Raw genomic sequence first — 26923 nt, 5'->3', positions numbered from 1 at the left:
GTCCTCGGTGGCGAAGGAATGATCACGTGCTCGTCGACGGCGACTCGTCGGGAGCGTCCGCCCCGGAGTGCTGCGGGATGCCGCCGATGCGGATCGCGTGGGTGCTGTCGAGAGGGACGGGCCGACTGCAGGCGTCGCAGACGGTGCGCGGATGGAGTTCCGCGCCGCAGTCGTGCCCGAACACCGTCGGGGGTTCTCCCTCGGTCACATAGCGGTCGCCCCATTCCTTGAGGGCGAGCAGGACCGGGTGCAGCGCGAGTCCGGTCTCGGTCAGCGTGTACTCGTAGCGCGGCGGGTGGGCCTGGTAGAGCTCCTTGGCCAGGACGCCGTGCTCCACGAGCTTCTTCAGCCGGGCGGTGAGGATGTCCCGGCTGGCGCCGGTGTTCGCCGCGATCTGGTCGAAGCGGCGCACCCCGAGGAACACCTCCCGCAGCGCGAGCAGACTCCAGCGTTCGCCGATGACGGCGAGCGAGTTCGCGATGGAGCAGGGGCGCGGGCGGACGACGGTCATCGGTGTGGACCTCCGGGGAAGGGGCGGAGTGCGGACGGGGTACGGCGCGGGCGGGGCACGGCGCGGGCGGGCGCCGCTTCGGCGGCAGAGCCTGCGGTCTGCCGGTCTGCCGGTCTGCCGGTCCGCCGGGCTCTCCCGTCCTCGCCGGTCTCGCGGCGGGCCGGTGCGGCCCGGATCGAGGGGTGCCCGGCGCGTCTCGGCGGGAGCCCCGGGCTCACCCGCCGCCCAGCGGTACGTCACCCATCGTCTGCCGTCCGGGCCGCTTGCCCTCCCAGTGTAAACCCGCGAGTTGGAAAAGTAGACCCACCAGTGAGCCCGTGGTCGACGGGTCGCCGAGGGGTGCGTTTGTTTTTCCAACTAACGTCTTTATAGTGAGTCCTGTTTTCCAACTATCTGGTTCGAGCATGGCTTAGAGCTCGATCGAACGAGGAGACCGGAATGAGGACTTCACTACCCGGCGGCACGTGTGCCACCGATGAGGCGGCGGCCCGGATCGACCCCCTGTGGCGGTCCTGGGCGGGTGCACACGGGAGCCATGCGGTGGCGGCGGCACTCACCGCCATGCGGGAACGGGCCGCCGGGCAGGGCCGCCCGGTCCGCGCCCGGCAGGCCCGCGTCGTCCAGGGCGCCCCCGCGGAGAGCGCGTCCTCGTCCGTTCTGGGCCGGAACGGCGGCGGGGGCCTGGTCAACGGGCTCTCCGCACTCTCCTGGCACGCGCTGCCCCAGATCGGCTCGTACGGCGTCTCCAAGGCGGCGGCCTGGTCGATGACCAACGCGGTGCGCGAAGAGCTGCGCGCGCAGGGCACCCTCACGGTCGCCGTGCACGCCGCGTTCATCGACACCGACATGGCCGGCCACGTCGACCAGCCCAAGATCAGCCCTGCCGACGTGGTCGGCCAGGTCCTCGACGCCGTCGAGGCCGACCGCGAGGAAGTCCTCGCCGACGCCGTCACCGGCCGGATCAAGACCATGCTGTCCGCGCTGTCTGCAGGAGCGAATCATGACCACTGACCTACGTGACCCGGCAACCGAGGAACGCGGCAATGCCGGTGGCAGCCGCCCCGGGCCGGTCCTCGTCGCCGCCTGCCTGGGGCTGTTCACGGTGTTCCTCCAGACCACCGAGACCATAGGCACGCTCGGCGCCGTCCAGGCCGACCTTCGCCTCGACCCGGCCGACATGGTGTGGGTGCCCAGCATGTACACCCTGGTCGTGGCGTCCTGCGTGCTCGGCGCCGGCGCCCTGGCCGACCGGTGGGGGCGGCGGCGCGTCTTCCTGGCCGGGACCGCGGCGATGGCCGCGGGCGCTCTGACGCTGATTCTCTCCGACAGCCTGGCCACCGTCCTCACCGGTCAGGCGATCGCCGGCCTGGGCGGCGCCCTGATCACTCCCAGCTCGCTCGCGCTGATCACCCACGCCGTCCGCGACCCGCGCCGCCGCGCCGGGGCGATCGCCGCATGGGCGGCCACCTCCGGGCTGGGCCTGGCCGTCGGCCCCCTCGTCGCGGGCCTCGCGCTGCGCTGGTGGACCTGGCACGCGGCGTTCTGGCTCAACCTCGTTGTGGCAGGTCTCGCGGCGGCGGTCGCGCTCGGCCGGGTCGCCGAGTCCCGCAATCCAGCCCAACGCCTCGACTGGGCAGGCCAGTTCACCGCGATTGCCGGTCTGGCGCTGCTGGTCTTCTGGCTGATCGACGGCGGCCACCACGGCTACGGGTCGGCGCGAGCCCTGGCCGCCGCCGCGGCGGCGGTCCTCCTGCTGGCCGCCTTCACCGTGGTCGAACTGCGCCGCGCGGCGCCCATGGTCGACCTGCGGCTGATGCGCGATCCCTCCTACGGCGCCTCACTGCTGCTGGCCGCGACGGTCCTGTTCGGCTTCGTCGGCCTCTCCCTCCTCCAGGTGCTGTGGCTGCAGCGGGTGCGGGGGCTGACCGCCCTACAGGTGGGCGTGCAACTCCTGGCGGAATTCGGCGCGTTCATCGCGGCCTCGGTCCTGGCTGGAATACTCGTACGCCGACTCGGCCCGCGCGTCCTGATCACGGTGGGCCTGCTGCTGGCCGCCGTCGGCGCCGCCCTCTTCGCGCGGGTCGAACCGGACACCGCGTTCGCCGGATACGCCGCCGCCTTCGTCCTGTTCGGCCTCGGCTGCGGTCTCGCCAACGCCCCGTCCACCGCACTCGCCGTCGGCCACGTCCCCCACGGCCGCGAGGGCGAGGCGGGCGGCACCGTCAACGCCGCCCGTCAGATCGGCGCCGTCCTCGGCACCAGCATCCTCGGCACGCTGATCACCACACGCTTCGAGGACCGCCTCGCCCACGTCCGCGACCCGCGCACCGCCTTCACCGACGCGGTCGGCTACGCCACCTGGATCGCGGTCGCCGTCCTCCTCGCCGGCACGGCCGTGGCACTCGGGCTGTCGATATGGGCCCGCCGCAGGGCGACCGTCCCTGTGGCCGCGGCGAACGGGGCACTGGCGAACGGGGCACCGGCGGACAAGGCAGTGGAGGGAGCCGAGCGCGACCCCGGTCGAAGAGCCTGACGCACCACCGGGCACCCCTCAGTTGGGACAACTCGGGAACGACCGCACCGAAGGGGAGGCCGCCGGGGTCGGCGCCTCCCCCTCGTCGAGCTCGCCCGGCTCCCCGGGCGCCCGCCCGGCGCGGTTCGCGCCGATTGCGGGCGGTGCGGGCGGTGCGGGCGGTGCGGGCGGTGCGGGCAGTGCAGGCGGTGCGGGCAGTGCAGGTGGTGCGGGCGGTGCGCGCCGGTTGTGGACGGTGCGGACGGTGCGGGCGGGCTCAGGCCGGTTCGGGGGCGTCCTGCGGTGCCTCGCCGAACCGGGCCAGGGCCAGTGCACCCGCCACCGCCACCACGAAACCGGCGACCGCCAGCCAGCCGAGGCCCTCACGGGTACGGTCCCCGAGCCAGACGACGCCCACCAGCGCCGGGCCGATCGTCTCGCCGAGCACCATGCCGGCCGTCGCCGTCGTCACCGAACCGCGTTGCAGCGCCGAGGTGAGCAGCAGGAACGCCGAACCGCCGCCCAGCAGCAGCGCGTACACGGCCGGGTTGGTGAGCAGCGCGGACGGGGACAGGTCGTCGATCAGCCGGACGGTGACCTCGACCACCCCGAAACCGCACCCCGCGCCCAGCCCCAGGACGAGAGCCCGCGGCTTCTCCGGGAGGCGTCCGGCCGCCGTGCCGATCAGCAGGATGCCGAGGGCGATCCCCAGCATCCACCAGGTCAGAGCCGCCGAACCGGTCCCGTGGCCCTCGCCGCCGGAGGCGAGCCCCAGCATGCCCAGCCCCGCGCAGACGATCCCGACGGCGGTCCACTCGACGCCGCTCAGCCGCACGCCGAGCAGCCGGGCGGCGACCACGGCCGTCACCGCGAGGCTCGCGGCCAGGGCGGCGCCCACCGCGTAGATCGGCAGGGACCGCAGGGCGACGATCTGGAGGACGAAACCGCAGCCGTCGAGGGCGAGTCCGGCGAGGTAGCGCCACTGCCGCAGCGCGCGCAGCAGCAGGGCCGGATCGACTCCCGCGTCCGACCCCGGCTCGGCGGCGGCCCGCGAGGCGACGGCCTGGAGAACGGAGGCCGTACCGAAGCAAACAGCGGCGCCGAGCGCGCAGATCATCCCGAGAAGCACACCAAGGACTCTACTTGCGGACGTTCGGTGGACCCGCTGTCGGCCGTATCCTGCGACCGTTTGTCCGCCGAGCCCCGGTTCAAGTAGAGGCGGGACAACCGGCGATCCGTCCGCTTCACCGCGAATGCCCGCTGGTCGGTCACAGCGGACGGAAAACTGAACCTTCACAGGATCGGGCCGGTGAAGGTGCGCTGGTCGCATCAACGAGTCCGCGGTCGACCGCGGCGGTTTCGGCTGCTCGGGCACCGGCGGCGGCTGAACCGGGATGGAGGTCGTCCAGGGACGAGGCGGCCGGGCTCGGCATCCGCGAATCGGCGGGGCTGGTCACGGACGAGTACGCCCGCTTCCTGCCCCACGTCATCCTCTGGATCCCGGCCCGGCGGCCCGCCCCCGGACTCAGCCGCGCAGGACGCCGCGGAGCTGCTCCAGCCCCCAGTCCAGGTCCTCCTTGCTGATCACCAGCGGCGGGGCGATCCGGATCGTCGAGCCATGGGTGTCCTTGACCAGCACCCCGCGGTCCATCAGCTTCTCGGAGATCTCCCGGCCGGTGCCGTGGCTCGGCGCGATGTCGACGCCCGCCCACAGCCCGCGCCCCCGTACCTCCTCCACCGCGCCCCCGCTCGCCAGCAGCCCCAGCTCCTGGTGGAGGTGTTCGCCCAACTCGGTCGCCCGCTGCTGGAATTCGCCGGTGCGGAGCATCGCGACGACCTCCAGCGCGACCGCGCAGGCAAGAGGATTCCCGCCGAACGTCGAACCGTGCTCACCGGGCCGGATCACCCCGAGCACGTCCTGCGAGGAGACGACCGCCGACACCGGCACCACACCACCGCCCAGCGCCTTGCCGAGCACATACATGTCCGGCACGACACCCTCGTGCTCACAGGCGAAGGTCTTCCCGGTCCGGCCCAGGCCCGACTGGATCTCGTCCGCGATGAACAGCACGTTCCGCTCGCGGGTGAGCTCACGGACCCGGGGGAGATAGCCGGGCGGCGGCACCAGCACCCCGGCCTCGCCCTGGATCGGCTCCAGCAGCACCGCCACGGTGTTCTCGGTCATCGCCTCCGCGAGCGCGGTCAGATCCCCGTACGGCACGATCTCGAACCCCGGCGTGTACGGACCGAAGCCCTCCCGCGCCTCCGGGTCCGTGGAGAAGCTGATGATCGTCGTCGTACGGCCGTGGAAGTTGTTCGCGGCGACGATGATCTTCGCCATGCCGTCCGGGACACCCTTCACCTGGTAGCCCCACTTGCGGGCGGTCTTCACCGCCGTCTCCACGGCCTCCGCGCCGGTGTTCATCGGCAGCACCGTCTCCATGCCGCACAGGTCCGCGAGCTGGGTGCAGAAATCGGCGAACCGGTCGTGGTGGAAGGCGCGCGAGGTGAGGGTCACCCGCTCCAGCTGCGCCCTGGCGGCGTCGAGCAGGCGCCGGTTGCCGTGACCGAAGTTGAGCGCCGAATATCCGGCGAGCATGTCGAGATAGCGCCTGCCCTCGACATCGGTCATCCAGGCTCCGTCCGCCGAGGCGACGACGACGGGCAGCGGATGGTAGTTGTGCGCGCTGTGCGCCTCGGCGGAGGCGATGGCAGTTTCCGTGGTCGACACGGGATCTCCGTTCGTCGTGCGGCGTGGGCGGGGGGTGGTGCCCACTTTGTATCGTCGGTCGCAACCCTGGCGAGGAAACCTTCAAATCACGGCGCGCCCGTTCCGCTGCGTGATCCGGCCGCGTCTCCCCTCGCGTCTCCCCTCGTGTCTCCCGCGCCTCCCGCCGTGCCTCCCGATTGTGGTGCTCGTCTCATTCGCGACGGTGCGCGTCCCGAGTCCCTCCACCTTCCGTGCTGCTCCCGTGCCCCTTCCGCACCGGCTGCCGGAGATGGGTTCCGTACCTGAGACAATGGGCTTCATGGCCTCTGAACGCCCCCGCGTGCTCTCCGGAATCCAGCCCACCGCAGGCTCGTTCCACCTCGGCAACTACCTCGGTGCGGTCCGCCAGTGGGTGGCGCTGCAGGAATCCCACGACGCCTTCTACATGGTCGTGGACCTGCACGCGATCACCATTCCGCAGGACCCCGCGGAGCTGCGCGCGAACACCAGGCTCGCCGTCGCCCAGCTCCTCGCCGCCGGTCTCGACCCGGAGCGCTGCACGCTCTTCGTCCAGAGCCATGTGCCCGAGCACGCCCAGCTCGGCTGGGTCATGAACTGCCTCACCGGCTTCGGCGAGGCGTCCCGCATGACGCAGTTCAAGGACAAGTCCGCCAAGCAGGGCGCGGACCGCACCACGGTCGGCCTCTTCACGTACCCGATGCTGATGGTCGCCGACATCCTGCTGTACCAGGCCGACCAGGTCCCGGTCGGCGAGGACCAGCGCCAGCACCTGGAGCTGACCCGTAACCTCGCCGAGCGGTTCAACGGCAGCTACGGCGACACCTTCACCGTGCCCGACCCGTACATCCTCAAGGAGACGGCGAAGATCTACGACCTCCAGGACCCGTCGGCGAAGATGAGCAAGTCGGCGGCCACCCCGAAGGGCCTGATCAACCTCCTCGACGAGCCGAAGGCCACCGCCAAGAAAGTCAAGAGCGCGGTCACCGACACCGACACGGTCATCCGCTTCGACCGGGCCGAGAAGCCCGGCGTCAGCAACCTGCTCAGCATCTACTCCACGCTCACCGGCACCGGTGTCGCGGATCTGGAGCAGAAGTACGAGGGCAAGGGCTACGGTGCGCTCAAGACGGACCTCGCCGAGGTCATGGTCGAGTTCGTCACACCGTTCCGCACTCGTACGCAGGAGTACCTGGACGACCCGGAGACCCTGGACTCGATCCTGGCCAAGGGCGCGGAGAAGGCCCGCTCCGTCGCGGCCGAGACCCTGGCCCGGACGTACGACCGGATGGGCTTTCTGCCCGCGAAGCACTGAGTCCGAGGACCCTGGCGGTTTCGCGGCCGCAGGCGTCACACTGGCGACGGGAAGTTGATCCGGTGGATGGCCGAAAACAGGCCATCGATCATCTGAGGACCATCGATCATCGAGGATTGAGGAGAACGACGTGGGGACCGTAACGCTCGGCGTTTCGATCGCGGTCCCGGAGCCCTACGGCAGCCTGCTCCAGGAGCGGCGCGCGAGCTTCGGGGATCCTGCCGCGTACGGCATTCCCACCCACGTCACCCTCCTTCCGCCGACCGAGGCCGAGGCGGCCGACCTGCCCGCGATCGAGGCGCATCTCGCCCAGATCGCGACCGGGGGCCGCCCCTTCCCGATGCGGCTCTCCGGCACGGGCACCTTCCGTCCCCTCTCGCCGGTCGTCTTCGTCCAGGTCGTCGAAGGGGCCTCGGCCTGCACCTGGCTGCAGAAGCGGGTCAGGGACAGCTCCGGGCCGCTGGTGCGCGAGCTCCAGTTCCCGTACCACCCGCATGTGACCGTGGCGCACGGCATCCCCGAGCGGGCGATGGACCGGGCGTACGAGGAGCTCTCCGACTACGAGGCCGCCTGGACCTGCGGTTCCTTCGCGCTGTACGAGCAGGGCCCGGACAGCGTCTGGCGCAAGATCAACGAGTTCCCGTTCGGCGCCGGGGGCGGTGCGCCCGCCGTGCCCGCGCAGGGCGGCTCCACCGTGGACGAGCCCTCTCTGCAGCCCTGAGGGAGCCCCCTCTCGGCCCTTGACCGACGCCCTCGCGCTCTCCGAGCGGGCCCCGCCGGCCCGCGCCGGCTCAGACCGGCAGGCGCCGGAACAACGGGCGCGGCACATGCCGCAGTGCCGACATCACCACCCGCAGTGACCCCGGTACCCACACCGTCTCCGAACCCCGCCGAAGGCCCGTCACGACGGCTGCCGCGACCTCGTCCGGAGTCGTCGTGAGCGGCGGCGCCTCCAGCGGTGCCGCGGCGAACCGGGCCGCGGAGAGCCGGGCCTTCGTGCGCGGGGTCCCTGCCGCCGCCCCCGGCCCGGCCGCGGCTTCCGGCCGCGCGTTCCGGGGCCGCACGACTCCGGGGCGTACCACCATCACCTGCACCCCCGTGCCCTGGAGCGCGTCCCCCAGCCCCTGCGCGAACGCGTCCAGGCCCGCCTTGCTGGACCCGTAAATGAAGTCCGCGCGGCGGACACGTTCGCCGGCCACCGAGGAGAGCACCACCAGCGAGCCGTGGCCCTGCGCCTGGAGCGCGCCGGCGCACACCAGTCCGGCGGAGACGGCGCCCGTGTAGTTGGTCTGGGCGACCCGGACCGCGGCGAGCGGCTCCTCCTCGTCACGCCCCTGGTCGCCCGCGATGCCGAAGGCGAGGAGCACCACGTCGATGTCGCCCTCGGCGAAGACCTTTCCCAGGGCGGTCTCGTGGGACGCGGAGTCCAGGGCGTCGAAGTCGACCGTACGGACGTCGGCGCCGCGGGTGCGCAGTTCGGTGGCGGCCGAGTCGAGCGCGGGGGAGGGGCGGCCGGCCAGCCAGACCGTACGGGTGCGGCGGGCGATCAGCCGGCGTGCGGTGGCGAGAGCGATCTCCGACGTGCCGCCGAGAACGAGCAGGGACTGCGGGGCACCGAAGGCGTCCTTCACGGAAACACTCCTTGCAGAGGAGAGAAGAAGAAGACAGGAGAGGAGGAGAGAAGAGAAGACAGGAGAGGAGGAGACAAGAGAAGGAGGAGAGAAAGAGAAGAGGAGCGAAGAGAAGACGGGAGAAGAGGAGCGGGCAATGTGACAGGTCACAGGGACAGGCGGCGTGACAGGTCGGAGCGGAACGCCCCGTTCGGGTCCAGCTCGGCGCGCAGCGCCCGGAACTCGGCCAGCCGCGGATACATCACGGCCAGCATCTCCGGCCGCAGCCGGGAGTCCTTCGCCAGGCAGACCCGGCCACCGGCCCCCGCCACCTCCTCGTCCAGCGAGTCCAGGAACCCGGCCAGGCCCGGCAGGGCGGCGGGCAGGTCGAGAGCGAGGGTCCAGCCGGGCATCGGGAACGACAGCCAGCCCGGGTCTCCCGCGCCGAACCGCTTGAGGACGGCGAGGGACGACGGGCAGCGCCGCTGCGAGATCAGGCGCACGATCCGGCGCAGCGCCTCCTCCTGGCCGTGCCCGACGACGAACTGGTACCGCACGAATCCGCCGCGGCCGTGCAGCCGGTTCCAGTGCGGCAGGCCGTCCAGGGGGTGGAAGAACGTGGAGAGCTTCTGGAGTTCGCCGATGCGGTACGCGGGAGCGCTGCGGTAGCGGAGCTCGTTGAGGAGGGCGACGGAGGCGCGGCCGAGCAGCCCTTCCGGTACGAAGGCGGGTGCGGACGGCAGCTGTCCCGGACGGAACGCCAGCGGTGTGCGCCGGGCGCGCGAGGGGAGCAGGTACCGGGGTACGTGCTCCCCGCGGGTGAGTACGGAACGCCCCGTGGCCCGGCCGCGGGCGAGGAGGTCGACCCAGGCGGCGGAGTAGCGGTAGCGGTGGTCTCCGGCGGAGAGCCTGGCCAGCAGGTCGTCCAGGTCCACGGTCCGTTCGGTGTCGACCGACATCCATGAGCTGGTGACGCGGTGGAGCCGGAGCGTGGCCGAGAGGATCACGCCCGTCAGCCCCAGTCCGCCCGTCGTCGCGTCGAAGAGCTGGGTGCCGGGCCGGACCGTACGGATCTCGCCGTCGGCGGTCAGCAGCTCCAGTTCCCGGACGTGCCGGGAGAAGGCACCGGCGAAGTGGTGGTTGCGGCCGTGGACGTCGGCGCCGATCGCTCCGCCCACGGTGACATGGCGGGTGGCCGGCGTGACGGGAACGAACCAGCCGAGCGGCAGCAGGACCTCCATCAGCCGGTGCAGGCTGACCCCGGCGTCGCAGACCACCAGGCCGGTCGCGGCGTCGATGGTGCGGATCCGGTTCAGCGCGGTCATGTCGAGCACGGAGCCGCCCGCGTTCTGCGCGGCGTCGCCGTGGGCCCGGCCGAGGCCCCGGGCGATGGAACCGCGGGGCCCGCAGCCGCGTACCGTCGCCGCCGCCTCCTCGTAGGTACGGGGGCGGAAGCGCAGGGCGGTCGTCGGAGCGGTACGGCCCCAGCCGGTCAGGGACACGGTGTCGACAGACATGATCGTGACCGTATCGCCCGAGAAAACCCTTTCGAGGCATTTGTTACAACACTCACTGATATGGGTGATTGAGGAAGTGTCAGCTCGTCCGGCGGTGACCGGGATTCGGTTTTCCGCGCCCGGGAGGGTAGTCGTACGTCATGGACTGGCTGAAAAACCTCCCCGTCATCGGGCCGCTCGTCTCCCGGCTGATGGCGACGCACACCTGGCGCTCGTACGAGACGCTGGAACGGGTCCACTGGAGCAGGCTCGCCGCCGCGATCACCTTCATCAGCTTCCTGGCGCTCTTCCCTCTGATCGCGGTCGGTGCGGCGGTCGGTGCCACGCTGCTCTCCACCGAACAGCTCCACAAGATCGAGAGCAAGGTCGCCGAGCAGGTGCCGGGCATCTCCGACCAGCTCGGCATCAGCGATCTGGTGGCCCACGCGGGCACGGTCGGGGTGGTCGCCGGTGCGCTGCTGCTCTTCACCGGCGTCGGCTGGATCGGTGCGATGCGGGGGTGCCTGCGCGCCGTGTGGGGCATGGACGACGTGGACCAGGGCAATCCCGTCATCCGCAAGCTCAAGGACATCGGGCTGCTGCTCGGCCTGGGCGGGGCGGCGCTCGCGACTCTCGCCGTCTCCTCGGCCGGCTCGGTCGCCGTCGGCTGGACCGCCGGTCTACTGGGCATCTCGGACCGCGGCGCGGGCGGTGTGGTGCTCCAGGTGGCCGCCCTGGTCGTGGCTGCCCTCGCCGACTTCCTGCTCCTGCTCTACCTGCTGACGCTGCTGCCCGGCGTCGAGCCCCCGCGACGCAGGCTGCTGGTCGCCGGGGTGATCGGCGCGGTCGGCTTCGAACTGCTCAAGCTGCTGCTCGGCAGCTACATGAGGAGCGTCGCGTCGAAGAGCATGTACGGCGCCTTCGGTGTGCCGGTCGCGCTGCTGCTGTGGATCAACTTCACGGCGAAGCTGCTGCTGTTCTGCGCCGCCTGGACGGCGACGCGGAGCGGCAGGGGCGCCGGGAAGGAACCGGCGGCCGTCAGCGACGGGGGAGGCGGCGCACCAGGTCCGGCAGCGGCCAGCGCCGGTTGACCAGGAACACCCCGCCGGCCAGCAGTACCAGGACGCCCCCGGCGATCCCCAGCGCGATCCCGACGCCTCCGCCGCCCCCACCGGTCGCGGCGGCGGTCCGGGCAGCGGCCGAGGAGCCGTTGCCGCCGTCGCTCTTCCCGTTCGCCGTCGGCCCCTTCCCACTCCCGCTGTCCGTTCCGGTATCGGCGGACCTCGGGGGCACCAGCTCGCCGACCGGGGTCACCTTGCCGCTCGCGTCGAAGCCCCAGTCGAGGAGGCTGGCGGCCTCCTTGTAGACGGCGTGCGGCTCTCCGGACGAGGGGTTCATGACGGTGACGAGCAGCACCTTGCCGTCGCGTTCGGCGACACCGGTGAAGGTGTTGCCCGCGTGGGTGGTGTAGCCGTTCTTGACGCCCGCGATGCCCTTGTACGGGTCGACGCCGTCCGCGCCGGTGAGCAGCCGGTTGGTGTTCTGGATCCCGAAGGTCTCGCGCTTCCCGTTCTTCTTCTCCGCGCCGGGGAACTCCGCCTCGGCCGTCGAGCAGTACTCCCGGAAGTCCGCCTTCTGCAGACCGCTGCGGGCGAACAGCGTCAGGTCGTACGCGCTGGAGACCTGATCGGGCGCGTCGTACCCGTCGGGCGACACCACCTTCGTGTCGAGCGCCTGCAGCTCCTCCGCGTGCGACTGCATGTCGGCGACGGTCTTGGGGATGCCGCCGTACATCGAGGACAGCACGTGCACCGCGTCATTGCCCGAACGCAGGAACACCCCGAGCCACAGGTCGTGGACCGTGTAGCTGAGGTGCTCCTTGACGCCGACCAGGCTGCTGCCCTCGCCGAGATCCGCGAGGTCCTCGTCCTGCACCGTGTACGTCCGGGTCTTCGGCTGGAGGCCGGGCATCACGGTGTCCGCGAAGAGCATCTTCAGGGTGGAGGCGGGGGGCAGTCGCCAGTGCGCGTTGTGCGAGGCGAGGACCTGGCCGCTCTCCGCGTCCGCGACGATCCAGGACCTGCCCGTGAGCTTCTCGGGCAGCACCGGGGCGCCGGCCCCCAGCTTGACCTGTGTGCCGGTCCGGCCCAGCAGTTCGCCACCGACCCGGGACATGCCGGCGGGCGGCTTCGGCCGGTCGTCGGAGGTGTCCTTGTCGACCGCCGATGCCGGAGTAACGACAAAAGTGGACAAAAAGGCAGTCGAGGCGATCGTCAATGCGATCTTTTTCAGAGCAGGCACGGTCGGAAACGTACAGGGCGAAGATGTGGTTGGGGACACGGATGACCTGACCCGCCGTGCATGCCCCCGGGACAGCCCACCCCGGGCGACGTCACCGGAGCGCGGCGGAGATACTGAATCCATGAAGCTCAGCCGCCCCGTCTCCTGGTTCCTGCTCGCTTTCGGGGTGTGGAGCTGGTTCATCTGGATCACTTTCGTCAAGAACCTGTGGAAGGACGGCAGCGGACTCGCCTTCGACGACGCGGGTGACCCGACTGCCTACTTCTGGGTGCATCTGCTGCTCGCCATCACGTCCTTTCTTCTGGGGACGGCCGTTGGTGTGATCGGGTTCCGTGGTGTCAGGGCTCTGCGCCGAGAACGTGCCTGACAGGCCGCACGACAAGCGGAGGAGTCGCACGTGGCAGTGGCCGGTCTCGCACTGACGGCGGTCGTGGTGCTCGCCCTGCTCGTCGGCGTGCACCGCTATCTGTGGCGCCGCTTCGTCGGCGACACCACGGCCGAGGGCAGCGCCCTGCGCAGAACCGGCACGGTGGCTGCGTACCTCCTGCCGCTGCTGAGCGTCGGCGCCCTGGTCTCCGGCCGTACGGGTGCGCCCTTCTGGCTCCAGCGGGCGCTGGCCTGGCCGGGCTATCTGTGGCTGGCCGCGCTGCTGTACCTGACGCTGGCCCTGCTGGTGGGCGAGGCGGTGCGGCCGATCCTGCGACGGGCACTCGCGCGCCGCGCGCGGGAGCCGCACCGGACAGACGGCACTTCAGCGACAGGAGCCCCCCAGACGCAGGCCGCGACCGTGGGCGCCGGCATCTCCGCCCCCGCCGCCGCCCCCGCCGCGCCCGCCGCTTCCACTGCCGCTGGCGCCTCCGCTGCCGCCACCACTGGCGCTTCCACTGCCGCCCCTGCCGACACCTCCGCCGCTGGCACCCTGCTCGCCGTCGCCCCGGCCGCGCACGGCCCCGCTGCCCCCACGCGCCGTCTCTTCGTCGCACGGGCCGTCGGGGGCGCCGCCGCCGTCGCCGGGCTCGGCACGGTCGGCTACGGCACGTACGGCGTGCTGCGCGGGCCGCGGGTCAAGCGGATCACCGTGCCGCTCGCCAAGCTGCCCCGGTCCGCGCACGGCTTCCGGATCGCCGTCGTCAGCGACATCCACCTCGGCCCGATTCTCGGCCGCGCCCACACCCGGCGGATCGTCGACACCATCAACCGGACCCAGCCGGACCTGGTCGCCGTCGTGGGGGATCTCGTGGACGGCACGGTCGCCGACCTCGGGCCGGCCGCGGAGCCGCTCGCGCTGCTGAGTGCCCGCCACGGCAGCTACTTCGTCACCGGCAATCACGAGTATTACTCCGGTGCCGCCCAATGGGTCGATCATGTAAAGGAATTGGGACTCCATCCCCTGGAGAACGACCGGGTCGAGATCGGCGGATTCGATCTTGCGGGCGTCAATGACATCGCCGGGGAGAGCGAGGGGCAGGGGCCCGACTTCGACCGCGCGCTCGGTGACCGGGACCGTGCCCGCGCGGCCGTCCTCCTCGCCCACCAGCCCGTCGTCATCCACGACGCCGTCGCCCACGGCGTGGACCTCCAGCTCTCCGGCCACACCCACGGAGGTCAGCTCTGGCCGGGCAACTTCGTGGCCGAGCTCGCCAATCCCACGGTCGCCGGGCTCGACCGCTACGGCGACACCCAGCTCTACGTCTCGCGCGGCGCGGGCGCCTGGGGCCCGCCCGTCCGGGTCGGCGCACCCTCCGACATCACCGTCGTGGAGCTCGCGTCCCGGCAGGCCTGACGTTCCGTCGATGGCCGGTTACAGACCTTGCGGACGACCCGAGGTTTCAAGTGTCGAACAAAAGGCTATGAGTCTTAGTTTTGCTCTTCCAGATGTGAAAATCGTGTGATTGGCTGAGCCGGGCATGCGGTGATGTGCGTATCTGTGCGCCACGCCGAGGTGGGGCTGGTAAGGGAGAGCACGGCAATGCGGTCGATCCGACTACGGATTCTCGCGATTCTCGCGGTTTTGGTCATCGCAGGCGTCGGCGCCTGGCAGCTGCTCCCCTCGGACGAGGTGAAGAGTGACCCGATCTCGGTCGGTACGACGGACGAGGTCACCTCGCTCGATCCGGCCGGTGCCTACGACGCCGGTTCCTGGGCGATGTACGGCAACATCTACCAGTCCCTTCTGACGTTCAAGTCCGGAGCGACCGTCCCCGAACCCGACGCCGCCGAGAGCTGCGGGTTCATCGGGCAGAAGCTCCAGACGTACCAGTGCAAGCTGCGCGACGACGTGTACTTCTCCAACGGCCGCAAGATCACCGCCGCGGATGTCAAGTACTCCATCGAACGCATGATCAGTATCAAGACGGATGTCGGCCCCTGGGTGCTGTTCCCGAGCCTCAAGAACGTGGTGACCGAGGGCCGCACCATCACCTTCAACCTCTCCTCGCGCGACGCGACCTTCCCGCAGAAGCTCGCCACGGGAGCCGGTTCGATCGTCGACCGCGAGTCGTACCCCGCGAAGAAGCTCCGCACCGGGAACACGGTCGACGGCTCGGGTCCGTACATCCTGAAGTCGTACCGGCCCGGCGCCCTCGCCGAGTTCGTCCCCAACCCCCGGTACAAGGGCGCGCTGACGAAGACCGGTGTTCCGGTCACCGTGCACTACTACAAGGAGTCGGACCAGCTCCTCGCGGCCTGGCAGTCCGGACGGCTCGACGTGTCGCACCGCCAGCTGCCGCCGACCACGCTCAACGAGCTGAACCCGGGCGACCCCGACCTGCGCGTCACCGAGGCCGACAGCGCCGAGATCCGCAACCTCGTCTTCAACGTCCGGGAGGGCGAACCCCTCGCCAACAAGAAGGTCCGGCAGGCCATCGCGTCGCTCATCGACCGCGGACCGCTGGTGACCGACATCTACAAGGGGACGGTCGAACCGCTCTACTCGCTGATCCCGCAGGGCTTCATCGGGCACAGCACGCCGTTCTTCGACGCCTACCCCTCGCCCGACCCCGCCCGCGCCAAGAAGCTGATGGAGGAGTCCGGCGTGCAGACGCCGCTGTCGATCACCTTCGCCTACCGCGGCGGCGACGAGGCGTACGCCAAGGAGACCGCGGAGCTGCGCCACCAGCTGGAGGCGAACGGGCTGTTCAAGGTCTCGGTCAAGGCCGTCGACTGGAAGAAGTTCCAGAAGGAGTACGCGGCCGGCAAGTACGACGCGTACACCGTCGGCTGGCTCCCCGACTACCCGGACCCCGACACCTTCAGCCAGCCGCTGGTCGGCAGCAACAACAGCCTCCACAACGGTTACTCCAGCAAGAAGATGGACTCCCTGATCGCGTCCACGCTCCAGTACAGCGACCGCGGCCGTACCGCGGCGGACTACAAGGAGCTCCAGGCGCTCGTCGGCGAGGACGTGCCGCTGGTGCCGCTGTGGCAGAAGAAGGACTACGTCCTCAGTACGACCGAGGTCTCCGGTTCGCAGTACCTCTCGGACGGCACCGGAATCTGGCGGCTGTGGGAGCTGAAGCGGATCTGACGGTCCGCCGCGCGGGATCCGGCGCGTACGACGGGATCTCGGGGGCGGTCGTCCCGGCACTGTCGGACGGCCGCCCCTTTCGTCCGAGACGACCTGCCCTGCTTCTCGGTCCCGGCCCCGGCCCCGGTCCCTCAGCCTCGGCCCCGGCTTCTCAGTCCCGGCGCTTCGCGGCGCCGGGGAGGAACTCCTCCAGCAGCTCGTGGATCTGCCGCACCAGCGGTCGCAGCACCCGGAACCGGGAGAGTGCGATGGAGCGGGCACCGATCGGGGCGGCGCGCTCGACGAGGCGGCGGCTGCGTTCGGTGTGCTCGGTCCGGTCGTACACCCAGTAGAGCACCAGGCCCATCTGGAGCAGCCACATCAACTGCGGCAGCAACTCGGCCAGTTCCGGGTCGGTCTTGGTGTCGGAGCCGGCCAGGCAGCGCCGGTGGATGGAGATCGCCGCCTCGCGGGCCGCGACCGAATCCGCCGAGAACGGGCTGAGCGGGCTCTCCGGGTCGGCGGCGTTCTTGAAGAACTGGGCGGCGAAGCGGTGGTACGGCTCCGCCACGTCCAACCACGTGAGCAGGACCCCGCGCATCCGCACCGCGAGGTCCTTGTCGCCGTCCAGGACCGGCTGCACCGCGGCTTCGTGTTCGGCGGCGAGCCGGTCGTAGAAGCCCTGGACGAGGTGTTCCTTGTTCGTGAAGTAGTAGTAGGCGTTCCCGACGGAGACGCCGGCCTCCTGGGCGATGGCCCGCATCGTCGTCTTGTCGTAGCCGCGTTCCTGGAAGAGCCGGAGCGCGGTTTCGAGGATGAGTGTGCGGGTCTGCTCGCTCTTGGGAGCCTTGACTTCCTTCACGTCCTTCGCTTCCTTCACCACAGTCCCGAGGGTATCCGCCCCGGTCAGTCCCCGGATCCGGGGACCGTACAGGCACCGTCCCCGTCCCCGTCGCCGCACGGCGCCGCGGTCAGCGAGCGGTACTTCGCGGCGGCGAGCACGGTGGCACGGGCGAACGGGCGGCCCGCCGGGGTGGTCAGCCAGTGCGACCTGGGCCGGTGGTCGGCCAGCGCCCAGAGGCAGACGATCCAGGCGGACGTCCCGCGGTAGATCTGCCCCCGGTCGCCGATGACCGTGATCTCGTCGAGCGTCCCGGCGTGGTCGAGCCCGGGGAAGCGGCGGCGCGCCTCCTCGGAGGCGGCCGGGACGAGGTCGAGCGGGACGAGCTGCCGCTGCTTCACTAGCCACTGGCGCAGATGGACGCAGAGCGAGCACTGCGCGTCGTACAGCACGGTGAGCCGTTCGACGGACGCGTGCCGTCCGCCGGTTCCGGTCGCCACGGCGGGGCTCAGGCCTTGGCGGCGGGTGCGGTCCACGGGCCGGTGCCCGGTGTCGTCCACCCCTGCGGCGGTACGGGCGGGGTCTGCTCACGCTCCATCAGACCGCGGCGGCGGATCTTGTTCAGCACATAGACGTTGCCGAGGTGCAGCACGCCGAGGACGAGCAGGACGACGCCGAGCTTCACCGAGAGCGCCTCGAAGAGTCCGCGGGCGTCGGTGACGCCGTCGTCGTTCCTCAGGTAGAGGGTGACGAAGCCCAGGTTGACCAGGTAGAAGCCGACCACCAGGAGGTGGTTGACGGCGTCGGCGAGCTTCTCGTTCCCGTGCAGGACATCGGCGAGGAACACCCTGCCGTTGCGGCTGAGCGTGCGCGCGACCCAGATGGTGAGCGCCACGCTGATCAGCAGGTAGATGACGTACGCGACCACAGTGAGATCCATGTCCCACCCTCCCTTGAACGCGTTCAAAAGCTGTTGTCATGGACTGTAGACCTGACTTTGAACATGTTCAAGCCGCTGTCCCGACGGCTGGCTCCGGCTGCCTGTCCGGGGCGCCGAAGCGCCGTACTCCCGGTACCGCGGCCGTCGCCAGGCAGGCGGCACCGACCGCCACCGCGGCCGCGGCCAGCGGGACTTCGGCGCCCCAGGCCGAGGCGGCGAGCGGGGCCAGGGCGTAGCCGAGCGGCATCGCGCCGAGGGAGAGCAGCCAGTCGTACGAGGTCACGCGGGCCAGTGCGTGCGCGGGGACGGCGGACTGGACCGAGGTCTCCCAGACCGGGTTGAGGAAACCGAGGCCTGCCTGGGCGAGGCCGTACGCGGCGATGGCCGGTGCGGCGGGCGCGTGGGCGGCGAGGAGGCCGAGGGGGAGCGCGTACGTGGCGAGGCCCAGGTTGGCGACCAGGACCGGGCGGCGGGGGCGGGCCCGGCCGGCCAGCAGGGAGCCGAGGAGCAGGCCGACCGCGCCGGCCTGGAGCAGGGCGATCCAGACGCCCTTGCCGCCCGGTTCGCGGACGAAGAGCGCCGGGCCCAGGGTCATCAGGACGGCCGCCGCGCCGTTCCACACCGCGTGGGCGATCAGGCTCGTCCAGTACCAGTCGCGGCCCCTGACCTCGCTCCACCCCTCCTTGAGGTCGGTGAGCAGGGAGCGCCGGGGGATGGGTACATGGCCGACCTTCACGGCGGACAGCAGCGCCGCGCTCACCGCGAAGCTCGCGCCGTCCAGCACGAAGGCCCAGCCCGGACCCGCCGTGAGGATCAGGGCCCCGGCGAGGGCCGGGCCGCCGAGTCGGGTCGCGCTGTTGACCACCGCCATCAGGGAGTTGGCGCGCAGCAGCCCCGACTCCGCCACGGTGCCGCGGATCAGCGGGGAGACGGTCGGCATCGCGAACGCCCCGGCGGCGCCGCCGATCGCCTCGGCGACCGCGATCTGCCAGAGCGCGGGGGAGCCGCCGAGCAGTTCGGCGCCGACGAAGAGCTGGGTGGCGCACCGTACGAGGTCCGTGGTGAGCGCGACCGTACGGGCGTTGAAGCGGTCGCCCGCGACGCCGCCCAGCGGCAGCAGGAGCAGTTTGGGGACCATCGCGCAGCCGAGGACCAGTGCGAGTGCTCCGGTGGAACCGGTGGCCAGGTAGACGGCCAGGGACAGGGCGGTGGGGATGGCGGCGTCGCCGAGGAGGGAGAGGGAGCGCCCGATGAAGAGCAGGCGGAAGGCGCGCGTGCGCAGAGGGTGCGGCATGCGCGCAATCTATTTCGGTACCGAATTATTCGTCAAACGGAATATTCGGTACCGAAATATCTTTGGTCGTCGGGCGTACGCTTTCCCCATGGAGCGACGCGACTGGACCGACGGACATGTGGAGCGCTGGAAGCCCGTCCTGCCCCACCTCGACCCCGACATCGAGGGCGCGGTGACCCGGATGACCAAACTCTCGGTCCACCTGCGCCGGGTGCGCGAACAGTCACTGGTCGACCTCGACCTGGACCGGCAGGAGTTCGACACGCTCCACAAGCTGGCCGCACGCGGCGGGAAGGCGGCCCCCTCCGAACTCGCCGCCGACCTCGACCTCGCGCCCGCCTCCGTCACCGGCCGGCTGGACGCCCTGGAACGGCGCGGCTTCGTCCGCCGTACGCCGTCCCCCACCGACCGCCGGCGTGTCGACGTGGAACTCACCGACGACGGCCGCTCGACCTGGCGCGGGGCGATGGACACCGTCGGCAAGGAGGAGTACCGGCTGCTCGGCGTCCTCGACGCCGACGAACGCGGGCTGCTCAACGACATGCTGCGGCGCATCATGGTGGTCGCGGAGGACCGGGGCGGCGCCGGGTGGGACTGAGACGCGGGGGCCGGGCGCTCAGCCGGCCCCGCGCGCGCCACCGGTCACGCCGCCGGGCTCCCTGACGGCGTAATCGGCCGGCTCCGCCCGCAGTCCGTCCAGGCCCTGCGCCAGGGCGCTGCCGAGCGCCGCGTTCGACCGCTCGGCCGCCTGCTCCACCGGGGCCCGGAAGCCGCGCCGCGGCGGTGCACCCGCGAGCAGCGGGGCGAACGCGGCGACCGGCCGGAGCAGCCACCGGCGCGGTGTACGTGTGGAGCCGGTCGCGGTCCGGCGCGAGGATCGTGACGGTGTGCCGGAGACGAGCCCTTCGGGCCCTCCCCATGAGCCGTCAGATGCTCATCGAGCGAGCGGTGTTGATCTGGGCCATCACCATCTGGAAGGTCTCCGGGCCGTTGGCCGGGATCATCGTCGAGTGGTGCCTGCCGCCACTGGTCACCGAGACCTGGATGAAGCCGGTCGTCTTCTTCTCCTTCATCAGGAGGAAGAGCAGACCGACCAGGCAGAGCAGTGCGAAGACGATCGCGAGCACGATTGCGACCGTCGGGATCTTCTCCTCGGTGCGCGACAGGTCCGTGGCCGTCCACACCGCACCCTTGAGCGGCATCGTGCCGGCCGGCGTCACGATCTGGTCGTTCATGACGGTGATGTCACCGAACGCCAGCATCGGCACGCCCCCGCCGGGCGGCGGGCCCGGCTGTTGCGGGTAGCCGTAGGCCGGCTGCCCCGCCTGCTCCTGGGGGTATCCGTAGCCGGGGCCGGGCTGGGTCGCGGAGCCGGGCAGCTGCTGCGGGTAGCCGTAGGCCGGAGCGCCCGGACCGGGCTGCCCGTTCCCCTGGCCGTCCGCGACGGTGGGCGGATGGCCCGGCTGCTGGGGAGGCCCCCACTTGTATGAGTCGTCCGCGTACGGATTCGGATCGCTCAACGTTCCCCGCTCTCGATCAAGCCTGTGCGCCCCGCGCCTTGCTGCGCCGGAGGCGGCGAACCGGTGCCCGGTTCCGCATGACCGTACCGTCAACACCCGGACGGCGCAGCAAGAGGCCCCGCTTCCCGCACGGTTCGTGCGGAAAACGGGACCTCTTGACGCGAACGGACGCGACCGGTGTGCGCGGGGCGTCAGAAGCGGCGCGTGATCAGCGCCCGCTTGACCTCCTGGATCGCCTTGGTGACCTCGATGCCACGCGGGCAGGCGTCCGTGCAGTTGAAGGTGGTGCGGCAACGCCACACACCGTCGCGGTCGTTGAGGATCTCCAGGCGCTGCTCGCCGCCCTCGTCGCGCGAGTCGAAGATGAAGCGGTGCGCGTTGACGATCGCCGCCGGGCCGAAGTACTGGCCGTCGTTCCAGAACACCGGGCACGAGGACGTGCACGCGGCGCACAGGATGCACTTGGTGGTGTCGTCGAAGCGCTCGCGGTCCTCGGCGGACTGCAGACGCTCACGGGTCGGCTCGTTCCCCTTGGTGATGAGGAAGGGCATGACGTCGCGGTACGCCTGGAAGAACGGGTCCATGTCGACCACGAGGTCCTTGAGGACCGTGAGGCCCTTTATGGCCTCGACCGTGATCGGCTTCTCCGGGTTGATGTCCTTGATCAGCGTCTTGCAGGCGAGCCTGTTCTTGCCGTTGATCCGCATCGCGTCGGAGCCGCAGATGCCGTGCGCGCAGGAGCGGCGGAAGGTCAGCGTGCCGTCGACGTCCCACTTGATCTTGTGAAGGGCGTCGAGCACACGCTCCTTCGGGTCGATCGAGATCTGGAAGTCCTGCCACTGGGCCTCGTCGGAGACCTCGGGGTTGAACCGGCGGATCCGGAAGGTGGCCGTGATGTACGGGGAGTCGGCGAAGCCCGCCTCGGCCTGGCCGGCCTTCTCCATTGTCGGGGTAGCCATCAGTACTTACGCTCCATCGGCTGGTAGCGGGTCTGGACGACCGGCTTGTAGTCGAGCCGGATCGACTCGGTGCCGTCGGCCGCGACCTCGCGGTACGCCATGGTGTGGCGCATGAAGTTGACGTCGTCGCGGTTCGGGTAGTCCTCGCGGTAGTGACCGCCGCGGGACTCCTTGCGGGCCAGCGCGGAGGTCGCCATGACCTCGGCCAGGTCGAGCAGGTTGCCCAGCTCGATGGCCTCCAGAAGGTCCGTGTTGAACCGCTTGCCCTTGTCCTGGATGGACACGTTCAGGTAGCGCTCGCGCAACTCGGCGATCTTGTCGACGGCCGTCTTGATGGTCTGCTCGGTACGGAACACCATCACGTTGGCGTCCATGCACTCCTGCAGCTCCAGACGGAGCGTGGCGACCCGCTCGGTGCCCGTCGAGTCGCGCAGCCGCTCGACCTGGTCCACGACCAGCTGCGCCGGGTTCTCGGGAAGCTCGACGAAGTCGTGCTTTGCGGAGTACTCGGCGGCGGCGATGCCCGACCGGCGTCCGAAGACGTTGATGTCGAGCAGCGAGTTGGTGCCCAGCCGGTTGGCGCCGTGCACGGAGACGCACGCGACCTCGCCGGCGGCGTACAGGCCCGGGACGACGGTGGTGTTGTCCGCCAGGACCTCGCCCTCGACGTTGGTCGGGATGCCGCCCATGGCGTAGTGCGCGGTCGGCTGGATCGGGATCGGGTCCGTGTACGGCTCGATACCGAGGTAGGTACGCGCGAACTCGGTGATGTCCGGGAGCTTGGCGTCCAGCTGCTCCGGCGGCAGGTGCGTGAGGTCGAGGTAGACGTGGTCGCCCTCGGGACCGCAGCCGCGGCCCTCACGGATCTCCGTGTAGATGGAGCGGGAGACGACGTCGCGGGAGGCGAGGTCCTTCATGACGGGCGCGTACTTCTCCATGAAGCGCTCGCCGTCCTTGTTGCGGAGGATGCCGCCCTCACCGCGGGCGCCCTCCGTCAGCAGGATGCCCATGCGCCAGATGCCCGTCGGGTGGAACTGGAAGAACTCCATGTCCTCCAGCGGCAGCCCGCGGCGGTACGCGGCGGCCTGGCCGTCACCGGTCAGGGTGTGCGCGTTCGACGTCACCTTGAAGAACTTGCCGGTGCCGCCGGAGGCGAAGATGATCGCCTTCGCCTGGAAGACGTGGATCTCGCCGGTCGCCAGCTCGTACGCGACGACGCCCGCGGACTTCTTGACCCCGTCCACCTCCTGGAGCAGCAGGTCCAGGACGTAGAACTCGTTGAAGAACTCCACACCCTCCTTGACGCAGTTCTGGTACAGCGTCTGGAGGATCATGTGGCCGGTGCGGTCCGAGGCGTAGCAGGACCGGCGGACCGGGGCCTCGCCGTGGTTGCGGCTGTGGCCGCCGAAGCGGCGCTGGTCGATACGGCCCTCGGGCGTGCGGTTGAACGGCAGGCCCATCTTCTCCAGGTCGAGGACGGAGTCGATGGCCTCCTTCGCCAGGATCTCGGCGGCGTCCTGGTCGACCAGGTAGTCGCCGCCCTTGATCGTGTCGAAGGTGTGCCACTCCCAGTTGTCCTCTTCCACGTTGGCGAGCGCGGCGGCCATGCCGCCCTGCGCGGCGCCCGTGTGGGAGCGGGTCGGGTAGAGCTTCGTGAGCACGGCGGTACGGCTGCGCTTCGTGGACTCGATGGCCGCGCGCATGCCGGCGCCGCCGGCGCCGACGATGACGGTGTCGTACTTGTGGATCTGCATGATTTCCTCTGGTCCCTCTGGCCCGGCGCCTAGCGGATGTTCGGGTCGAAGGTGAAGATCACCAGCGTGCCCAGCAGGACGGTGAACACCGTGGCGGTGTACAGCAGCATCTTCAGCCAGAAGCGGGTGTTGTCCCGTTCGGCGTAGTCGTTGATGACCGTACGGAGGCCGTTGGCGCCGTGCAGCATGGCCAGCCACAGCATCGCCAGGTCCCAGACCTGCCAGAACGGCGAGGCCCAGCGGCCGGCCACGAAGGCGAAGCCGATCTTGGAGACCCCGCCGTCCAGCACGAGCTGGATCAGCAGGTGGCCCAGGACCAGGACGACCAGGACGATGCCCGACAGGCGCATGAAGAGCCAGGCGTACATCTCGAAATTGGTGCGCGAACCCTTGGGGGTCTTGGCCGTCCGCTGACGCGGCGGCTCGATGACCGGGGCCGGGTGGTCGACGTCGTAGAGGCTGACGCCCTCGACGGAGCCGATCGCGGCGGAGGACTCGGTGGACATTGGCCTCAGCTCCCGAAGACTTGGCGTACGGCGTGGCCGAGGACGGGGTACAGGGCCCCGACCATCAGCACGACCCAGACACCCACGACGGACCAGAGCATCTGCTTCTGGTAGCGCGGGCCCTTGGCCCAGAAGTCCACGGCGACGATACGGAGACCGTTCAGCGCGTGGAAGAGAATGGCGGCCACCAGGCCGTATTCGAGGAGCGCGACGATCGGCGTCTTGTACGTGGCCACGACATCGTCGTACGCCTCGGGGGAAACGCGGACGAGAGCGGTGTCCAGGACATGTACGAACAGGAAGAAGAAAATGAGGACACCGGTGACTCGATGAGCCACCCAGGACCACATGCCTTCCCGGCCGCGGTACAGCGTTCCAGCCGGCACGGAAGAACCCTCCGGGAGCGGGGATTGGGGCCGGCCGGCTTGACTGTCGGTCTGACCCGGCCGGGTACGGTCCACCGGCCCCGGCCATCGTAGCGACGCTTTGTCGGTTCGTTCGCGCGGGGGCCTCTGGTGTGATCAAAGTGGCAATCAAACAGCCACGGACGGACTAGAACGGGCCGCTGAACACCACGGACCGATCCCATTCCGTTATGAACCCGATATCAGCCCGATGATGCGACCCCGGGCGAGTCGCCGCATCTCCTCCGCCGTGACCACCCGCTCCTGGTCGGGGTCGTGGCCCAGTCTGGCCCGGATTCCGGCGAGCACCTGATCCGGCCGCTCGGCGGGCTCGAAGCCGTCCAGGCAGATCACGAAGACATGGCCGAAGCGGCACTCGTACGCGGCGTGCGCGGCCCGCAGCGCGAGATGGGCGGAGGGCGGCGCGGCGTGGTGCAGCCCGGGGGAGACTTCGGCGGCGAGCGCCTCGGCGAGGTCCGCGGGGGGCAGGTCGTAGCCCGCCTCGTCGGCGGCGGCCAGCAGAGCGTCCAGGTCGGGGTACGGGCGGTGGGCGGCCAGCCGCTGCGCCCAGCGGCGGCTGCCGGAGCACCCCAGCAGGGCGGCCTCGGCCTCGGCGGACGGCGCGGTGTTGAAGCGGTCGAGGCCCGGGAGGCCGGTCCGGCCCTGCGCCGGTCCGGAATTCCGGACGGGTGCGGCCGTCCGGGGGACCGGAGGACGCAGCCGCTTCGGGAGGCCGGCGTGGGACTCGCTGGACCTGGACAGCGTGGGCTCCTCGAATCAGCGGCATCCGTGAGCCCGCAGCCCGCAGCCCGGAGTGGGGCGGGACGGCTGGATCCGGGCGGATGCAGGGTGAAGGGAGTTTTACAGAGCGAAAGGAGATGTGCAGGGTGAGGGGAGTGACGAATGTGCCTCAAAGGTAGCGAGGCCGGGCAACGACCGTCCGACGGATGAGCGAACTTCACCCGGACGGGAGAGTTTCGGAACGGCTGAAGGGCCGTGGTCCGAGGAGAATGCCCGGCTGACTCCCTCTTTCGCCTCCTTCGGTCCTGCCTGTTCTTGTCTTGCTTCTGCCCAGTTCTCTGCCCATTTTCCTGCTCGTATCGGAGGTCTCTGACCGATGTCGCCCTCACGTGGCGCTCTTGTGGCCGGTGCGGTGCTCACCGCGGCGGCCGCCGCGACGATCGCCGTCGTCGTCTGGCCGGAGAGCTCCGACAGCGGACTCGCGGGGGAGTCGGGGGCCCGTACCCCCTCGGGCTCCTCGGCCGCCCCCTCGCCGACCCGGAGCTACCCGCTCTCCACCCCGCCCCGCACCATCCCCGCCGTGCGCGAGCACATCGCCGCCCGCGGCCCCGGCTGGCGGCCCGGCCCGTCCACCGGGGTCGTCGTCGCCCACGGCAGCGGGACGCTCGCGGACGAGGGCAAGCTGCTCGCCCAGGAGCTGCGGATCCAGTACCGGGGAGACGTCCCCGCCCGCGCGGGCGACGTGGAACTGGCCCTCACCCCGGGCCGGGGCACCCCCGAGTCGTACACCCTCAAGACCCAGGGGGGACGGGTCACGATCAGCGGACCCGACCAGGCCGGTGTCTTCTACGGAACCCGCACGCTGAAGCAGTCGGTGCGCGCCGACGGCAGCATGCCCGAGGGCGAGGTGCGCGACCGCCCCGACCGGCCGCAGCGCGGCCTCAACCTGGACATCGCGCGCAAGTACTACACCGCCGGGTGGATCGAGGACCGGCTGCGCGAGATGGCCGATCTGAAGCTCAACCAGCTCGGCCTGCACTTCTCCGACGACCAGGCGTTCCGCATCCAGTCCGACACCCACCCCGAGGTGGTGTCTCCGCAGCACCTCACCAAGGCGGAGGTGCGCTCGATCCTCGGTCTGGCCGGCCGGCTGCACATCGAGGTCGTTCCCGAGATCGACTCCCCCGGCCATCTGGGCGCGGTCCTGCGGGCCCACCCCGATCTCCAGCTGCGCAATGTGTCGGGGGTCCGCTCGCCCGGATCGCTCGACATCTCCGACCCGGGAGCGGCGAAGCTCGTCGACGAACTCCTCGGCGAGTTCACCGAGCTGTTCGGCGGCCGCTACTGGCACCTCGGCGCCGACGAGTACCTCGCGCTGATGGCACGGGACCCCGCCGCCTCGTACCCGCAGCTGCAACGCGCCGCCCAGCAGAAATACGGACCGCAGGCCGGCATCAAGGACCTCGCCACCGGCTGGCTCAACGACCGCGCGGCGGTGGTGCGCCCGCACGGCAAGCAGCCCAAGGCGTGGAACGACGGCTTCTTCCGCGACGGCGTCGTCCACGCCGACAAGGACATCGAGGTCGAGTACTGGACGGGCAAGGAGTACGGCGCCCGGCCGCCGGAGGAGTATCTGCGCGAGGGGCGGCGCGTGGTGAACCTCAACGACGAGTTCCTCTATTACGTACTCGGCCAGCCCAACAACTTCGTTTATCCCACGGGCAAGCGGATCTACGAGCAGTGGACCCCGCTTGTCCTGCGCGGCACCCAGCCGGTCCCGGCGAGCTACTCCGGCCAGATCCTCGGCGGCCGGTTCGCGGTCTGGGGCGACCTCCCGCAGGCGCAGACCCCGGCGCAGGTGGCGCAGGGCATCCGGATGCCGCTGCGGGCGACCGCCCAGAAGCTGTGGGACCCGCGCAAGCCGACGCTGAGCTGGGACCGGTTCCAAGCGCTGGCCGGACAGATCGACGGGGTGGGCTGAGCGGG

The 26923-nt window shown here is 70.6% G+C and carries 26 protein-coding genes and 1 pseudogene; 11 read left to right on the top strand and 16 right to left on the bottom strand.

Annotated features, from left to right (window positions below; translation table 11 throughout):
* Positions 1-22: 22 nt before the first annotated feature.
* Positions 23-511 carry a winged helix-turn-helix transcriptional regulator gene (locus tag ACFVT1_RS00455; RefSeq protein WP_389791190.1) on the bottom strand — a complete coding sequence of 163 codons (489 nt, stop codon included), beginning with the start codon at positions 509-511 and terminating at the stop codon, positions 23-25.
* Between the two features lie 438 nt (positions 512-949).
* On the opposite strand from ACFVT1_RS00455, the gene ACFVT1_RS00450 reads away from it, so the two are divergent.
* Together ACFVT1_RS00450 and ACFVT1_RS00445 are read left to right on the top strand one after the other, a co-directional pair.
* Positions 950-1522: an SDR family NAD(P)-dependent oxidoreductase gene (locus ACFVT1_RS00450; RefSeq protein ID WP_389791188.1), complete on the top strand. Its 573-nt coding sequence runs from the start codon at positions 950-952 to the stop codon at positions 1520-1522.
* Positions 1512-3044 (top strand): MFS transporter, encoded by a 1533-nt coding sequence (locus ACFVT1_RS00445; RefSeq protein ID WP_389791186.1) that lies wholly within the window; start codon positions 1512-1514, stop codon positions 3042-3044. The genes ACFVT1_RS00450 and ACFVT1_RS00445 overlap by 11 nt, the downstream gene beginning before the upstream one ends.
* Positions 3045-3300: 256 nt before the next feature.
* Here the strand turns inward: ACFVT1_RS00445 and ACFVT1_RS00440 are convergent, their stop codons facing one another.
* Positions 3301-4140 (bottom strand): hypothetical protein, encoded by an 840-nt coding sequence (locus ACFVT1_RS00440; RefSeq protein WP_389792195.1) that lies wholly within the window; start codon positions 4138-4140, stop codon positions 3301-3303.
* 293 nt (positions 4141-4433) lie between these two features.
* On the opposite strand from ACFVT1_RS00440, the pseudogene ACFVT1_RS00435 reads away from it, so the two are divergent.
* Positions 4434-4517, top strand: a pseudogene (locus ACFVT1_RS00435) (glutathionylspermidine synthase family protein); the annotation flags it as partial.
* Between the two features lie 31 nt (positions 4518-4548).
* Here the strand turns inward: ACFVT1_RS00435 and rocD are convergent.
* Positions 4549-5754: an ornithine--oxo-acid transaminase gene (rocD, locus tag ACFVT1_RS00430; RefSeq protein ID WP_389791185.1), complete on the bottom strand. Its 1206-nt coding sequence runs from the start codon at positions 5752-5754 to the stop codon at positions 4549-4551.
* A gap of 298 nt (positions 5755-6052) precedes the next feature.
* Between rocD and trpS the strand changes: the two genes are divergently transcribed.
* The gene (gene trpS, locus ACFVT1_RS00425; RefSeq protein ID WP_362208077.1) at positions 6053-7066 is read left to right on the top strand and encodes a tryptophan--tRNA ligase; all 1014 of its coding nucleotides are present in this window, start codon (positions 6053-6055) and stop codon (positions 7064-7066) included.
* Between the two features lie 130 nt (positions 7067-7196).
* Positions 7197-7787 carry a 2'-5' RNA ligase family protein gene (locus ACFVT1_RS00420; protein ID WP_389791183.1) on the top strand — a complete coding sequence of 197 codons (591 nt, stop codon included), beginning with the start codon at positions 7197-7199 and terminating at the stop codon, positions 7785-7787.
* 70 nt (positions 7788-7857) lie between these two features.
* On the opposite strand, the gene ACFVT1_RS00415 is transcribed toward ACFVT1_RS00420, so the two are convergent.
* The gene (locus ACFVT1_RS00415; protein ID WP_389791181.1) at positions 7858-8697 is read right to left on the bottom strand and encodes a decaprenylphospho-beta-D-erythro-pentofuranosid-2-ulose 2-reductase; all 840 of its coding nucleotides are present in this window, start codon (positions 8695-8697) and stop codon (positions 7858-7860) included.
* A 146-nt stretch (positions 8698-8843) separates the two neighbouring features.
* Positions 8844-10193 (bottom strand): FAD-binding protein, encoded by a 1350-nt coding sequence (locus ACFVT1_RS00410; RefSeq protein ID WP_389791179.1) that lies wholly within the window; start codon positions 10191-10193, stop codon positions 8844-8846.
* A gap of 140 nt (positions 10194-10333) precedes the next feature.
* Here ACFVT1_RS00410 and ACFVT1_RS00405 point away from each other — a divergent pair, with 140 nt between their 5' ends.
* Complete coding sequence (locus tag ACFVT1_RS00405; RefSeq protein WP_389791178.1) at positions 10334-11263, top strand: YihY/virulence factor BrkB family protein; 930 nt, start codon at positions 10334-10336, stop codon at positions 11261-11263.
* On the opposite strand, the gene ACFVT1_RS00400 is transcribed toward ACFVT1_RS00405, so the two are convergent.
* Complete coding sequence (locus tag ACFVT1_RS00400) at positions 11211-12473, bottom strand: D-alanyl-D-alanine carboxypeptidase family protein (protein WP_389791176.1); 1263 nt, start codon at positions 12471-12473, stop codon at positions 11211-11213. The two genes, ACFVT1_RS00405 and ACFVT1_RS00400, sit on opposite strands and share 53 nt — an antisense overlap.
* A 121-nt stretch (positions 12474-12594) precedes the next feature.
* Between ACFVT1_RS00400 and ACFVT1_RS00395 the strand changes: the two genes are divergently transcribed.
* The 3 genes from ACFVT1_RS00395 to ACFVT1_RS00385 all read left to right on the top strand — a co-directional run bounded on the left by ACFVT1_RS00395 (position 12595) and on the right by ACFVT1_RS00385 (position 15999).
* Complete coding sequence (locus ACFVT1_RS00395) at positions 12595-12840, top strand: SCO4848 family membrane protein (RefSeq protein ID WP_093549020.1); 246 nt, start codon at positions 12595-12597, stop codon at positions 12838-12840.
* A gap of 30 nt (positions 12841-12870) precedes the next feature.
* A complete protein-coding gene (locus tag ACFVT1_RS00390) occupies positions 12871-14256 on the top strand; it encodes a metallophosphoesterase (RefSeq protein ID WP_389791174.1) in 1386 nt (461 codons plus the stop codon).
* 186 nt (positions 14257-14442) lie between these two features.
* Entirely contained in the window at positions 14443-15999 is a 1557-nt protein-coding gene (locus ACFVT1_RS00385) for an ABC transporter substrate-binding protein (protein WP_389791172.1), read from the top strand.
* Positions 16000-16150: 151 nt separating this feature from the next.
* Here ACFVT1_RS00385 and ACFVT1_RS00380 read toward each other — a convergent pair whose 3' ends face one another.
* From ACFVT1_RS00380 to ACFVT1_RS00365, 4 genes are all read right to left on the bottom strand, one after another.
* The gene (locus ACFVT1_RS00380) at positions 16151-16861 is read right to left on the bottom strand and encodes a TetR family transcriptional regulator (protein ID WP_389791170.1); all 711 of its coding nucleotides are present in this window, start codon (positions 16859-16861) and stop codon (positions 16151-16153) included.
* A 23-nt stretch (positions 16862-16884) separates the two neighbouring features.
* Positions 16885-17319 carry a thiol-disulfide oxidoreductase DCC family protein gene (locus ACFVT1_RS00375; protein ID WP_389791168.1) on the bottom strand — a complete coding sequence of 145 codons (435 nt, stop codon included), beginning with the start codon at positions 17317-17319 and terminating at the stop codon, positions 16885-16887.
* Positions 17320-17327: 8 nt separating this feature from the next.
* Entirely contained in the window at positions 17328-17759 is a 432-nt protein-coding gene (locus ACFVT1_RS00370; RefSeq protein WP_389791166.1) for a hypothetical protein, read from the bottom strand.
* Positions 17760-17826: 67 nt separating this feature from the next.
* Positions 17827-19053: an MFS transporter gene (locus ACFVT1_RS00365; protein ID WP_389791164.1), complete on the bottom strand. Its 1227-nt coding sequence runs from the start codon at positions 19051-19053 to the stop codon at positions 17827-17829.
* 88 nt (positions 19054-19141) lie between these two features.
* Between ACFVT1_RS00365 and ACFVT1_RS00360 the strand changes: the two genes are divergently transcribed.
* On the top strand, positions 19142-19651 hold the full coding sequence (locus ACFVT1_RS00360; RefSeq protein ID WP_389791162.1) for a MarR family winged helix-turn-helix transcriptional regulator: 510 nt from the start codon (positions 19142-19144) through the stop codon (positions 19649-19651).
* Positions 19652-19979: 328 nt separating this feature from the next.
* Here ACFVT1_RS00360 and ACFVT1_RS00355 read toward each other — a convergent pair whose 3' ends face one another.
* The 6 genes from ACFVT1_RS00355 to ACFVT1_RS00330 form a co-directional block, all read right to left on the bottom strand.
* Entirely contained in the window at positions 19980-20573 is a 594-nt protein-coding gene (locus ACFVT1_RS00355; RefSeq protein WP_389791160.1) for a hypothetical protein, read from the bottom strand.
* Between the two features lie 191 nt (positions 20574-20764).
* Positions 20765-21532 (bottom strand): succinate dehydrogenase iron-sulfur subunit, encoded by a 768-nt coding sequence (locus ACFVT1_RS00350; protein WP_389791159.1) that lies wholly within the window; start codon positions 21530-21532, stop codon positions 20765-20767.
* Positions 21532-23286, bottom strand: a complete 1755-nt coding sequence (gene sdhA / locus ACFVT1_RS00345; protein ID WP_389791157.1) for a succinate dehydrogenase flavoprotein subunit — start codon at positions 23284-23286, stop codon at positions 21532-21534. The genes ACFVT1_RS00350 and sdhA overlap by 1 nt, the downstream gene beginning before the upstream one ends.
* 29 nt (positions 23287-23315) lie before the next feature.
* Complete coding sequence (locus ACFVT1_RS00340; protein ID WP_389791155.1) at positions 23316-23792, bottom strand: succinate dehydrogenase hydrophobic membrane anchor subunit; 477 nt, start codon at positions 23790-23792, stop codon at positions 23316-23318.
* Positions 23793-23797: 5 nt separating this feature from the next.
* Entirely contained in the window at positions 23798-24178 is a 381-nt protein-coding gene (sdhC, locus tag ACFVT1_RS00335; RefSeq protein ID WP_389791153.1) for a succinate dehydrogenase, cytochrome b556 subunit, read from the bottom strand.
* A 207-nt stretch (positions 24179-24385) separates the two neighbouring features.
* The gene (locus ACFVT1_RS00330) at positions 24386-24916 is read right to left on the bottom strand and encodes a 2-oxo-4-hydroxy-4-carboxy-5-ureidoimidazoline decarboxylase (RefSeq protein ID WP_389792193.1); all 531 of its coding nucleotides are present in this window, start codon (positions 24914-24916) and stop codon (positions 24386-24388) included.
* A gap of 397 nt (positions 24917-25313) precedes the next feature.
* On the opposite strand from ACFVT1_RS00330, the gene ACFVT1_RS00325 reads away from it, so the two are divergent.
* Positions 25314-26918 (top strand): glycoside hydrolase family 20 protein, encoded by a 1605-nt coding sequence (locus tag ACFVT1_RS00325; RefSeq protein ID WP_389791151.1) that lies wholly within the window; start codon positions 25314-25316, stop codon positions 26916-26918.
* The last annotated feature ends 5 nt before the right edge of the window (positions 26919-26923 follow it).

It is taken from the genome of Streptomyces sp. NPDC057963, assembly GCF_042887155.1.
Classification (GTDB): Bacteria; Actinomycetota; Actinomycetes; order Streptomycetales; family Streptomycetaceae; genus Streptomyces.
This window is presented reverse-complemented; position numbering and strand designations above follow the sequence as displayed.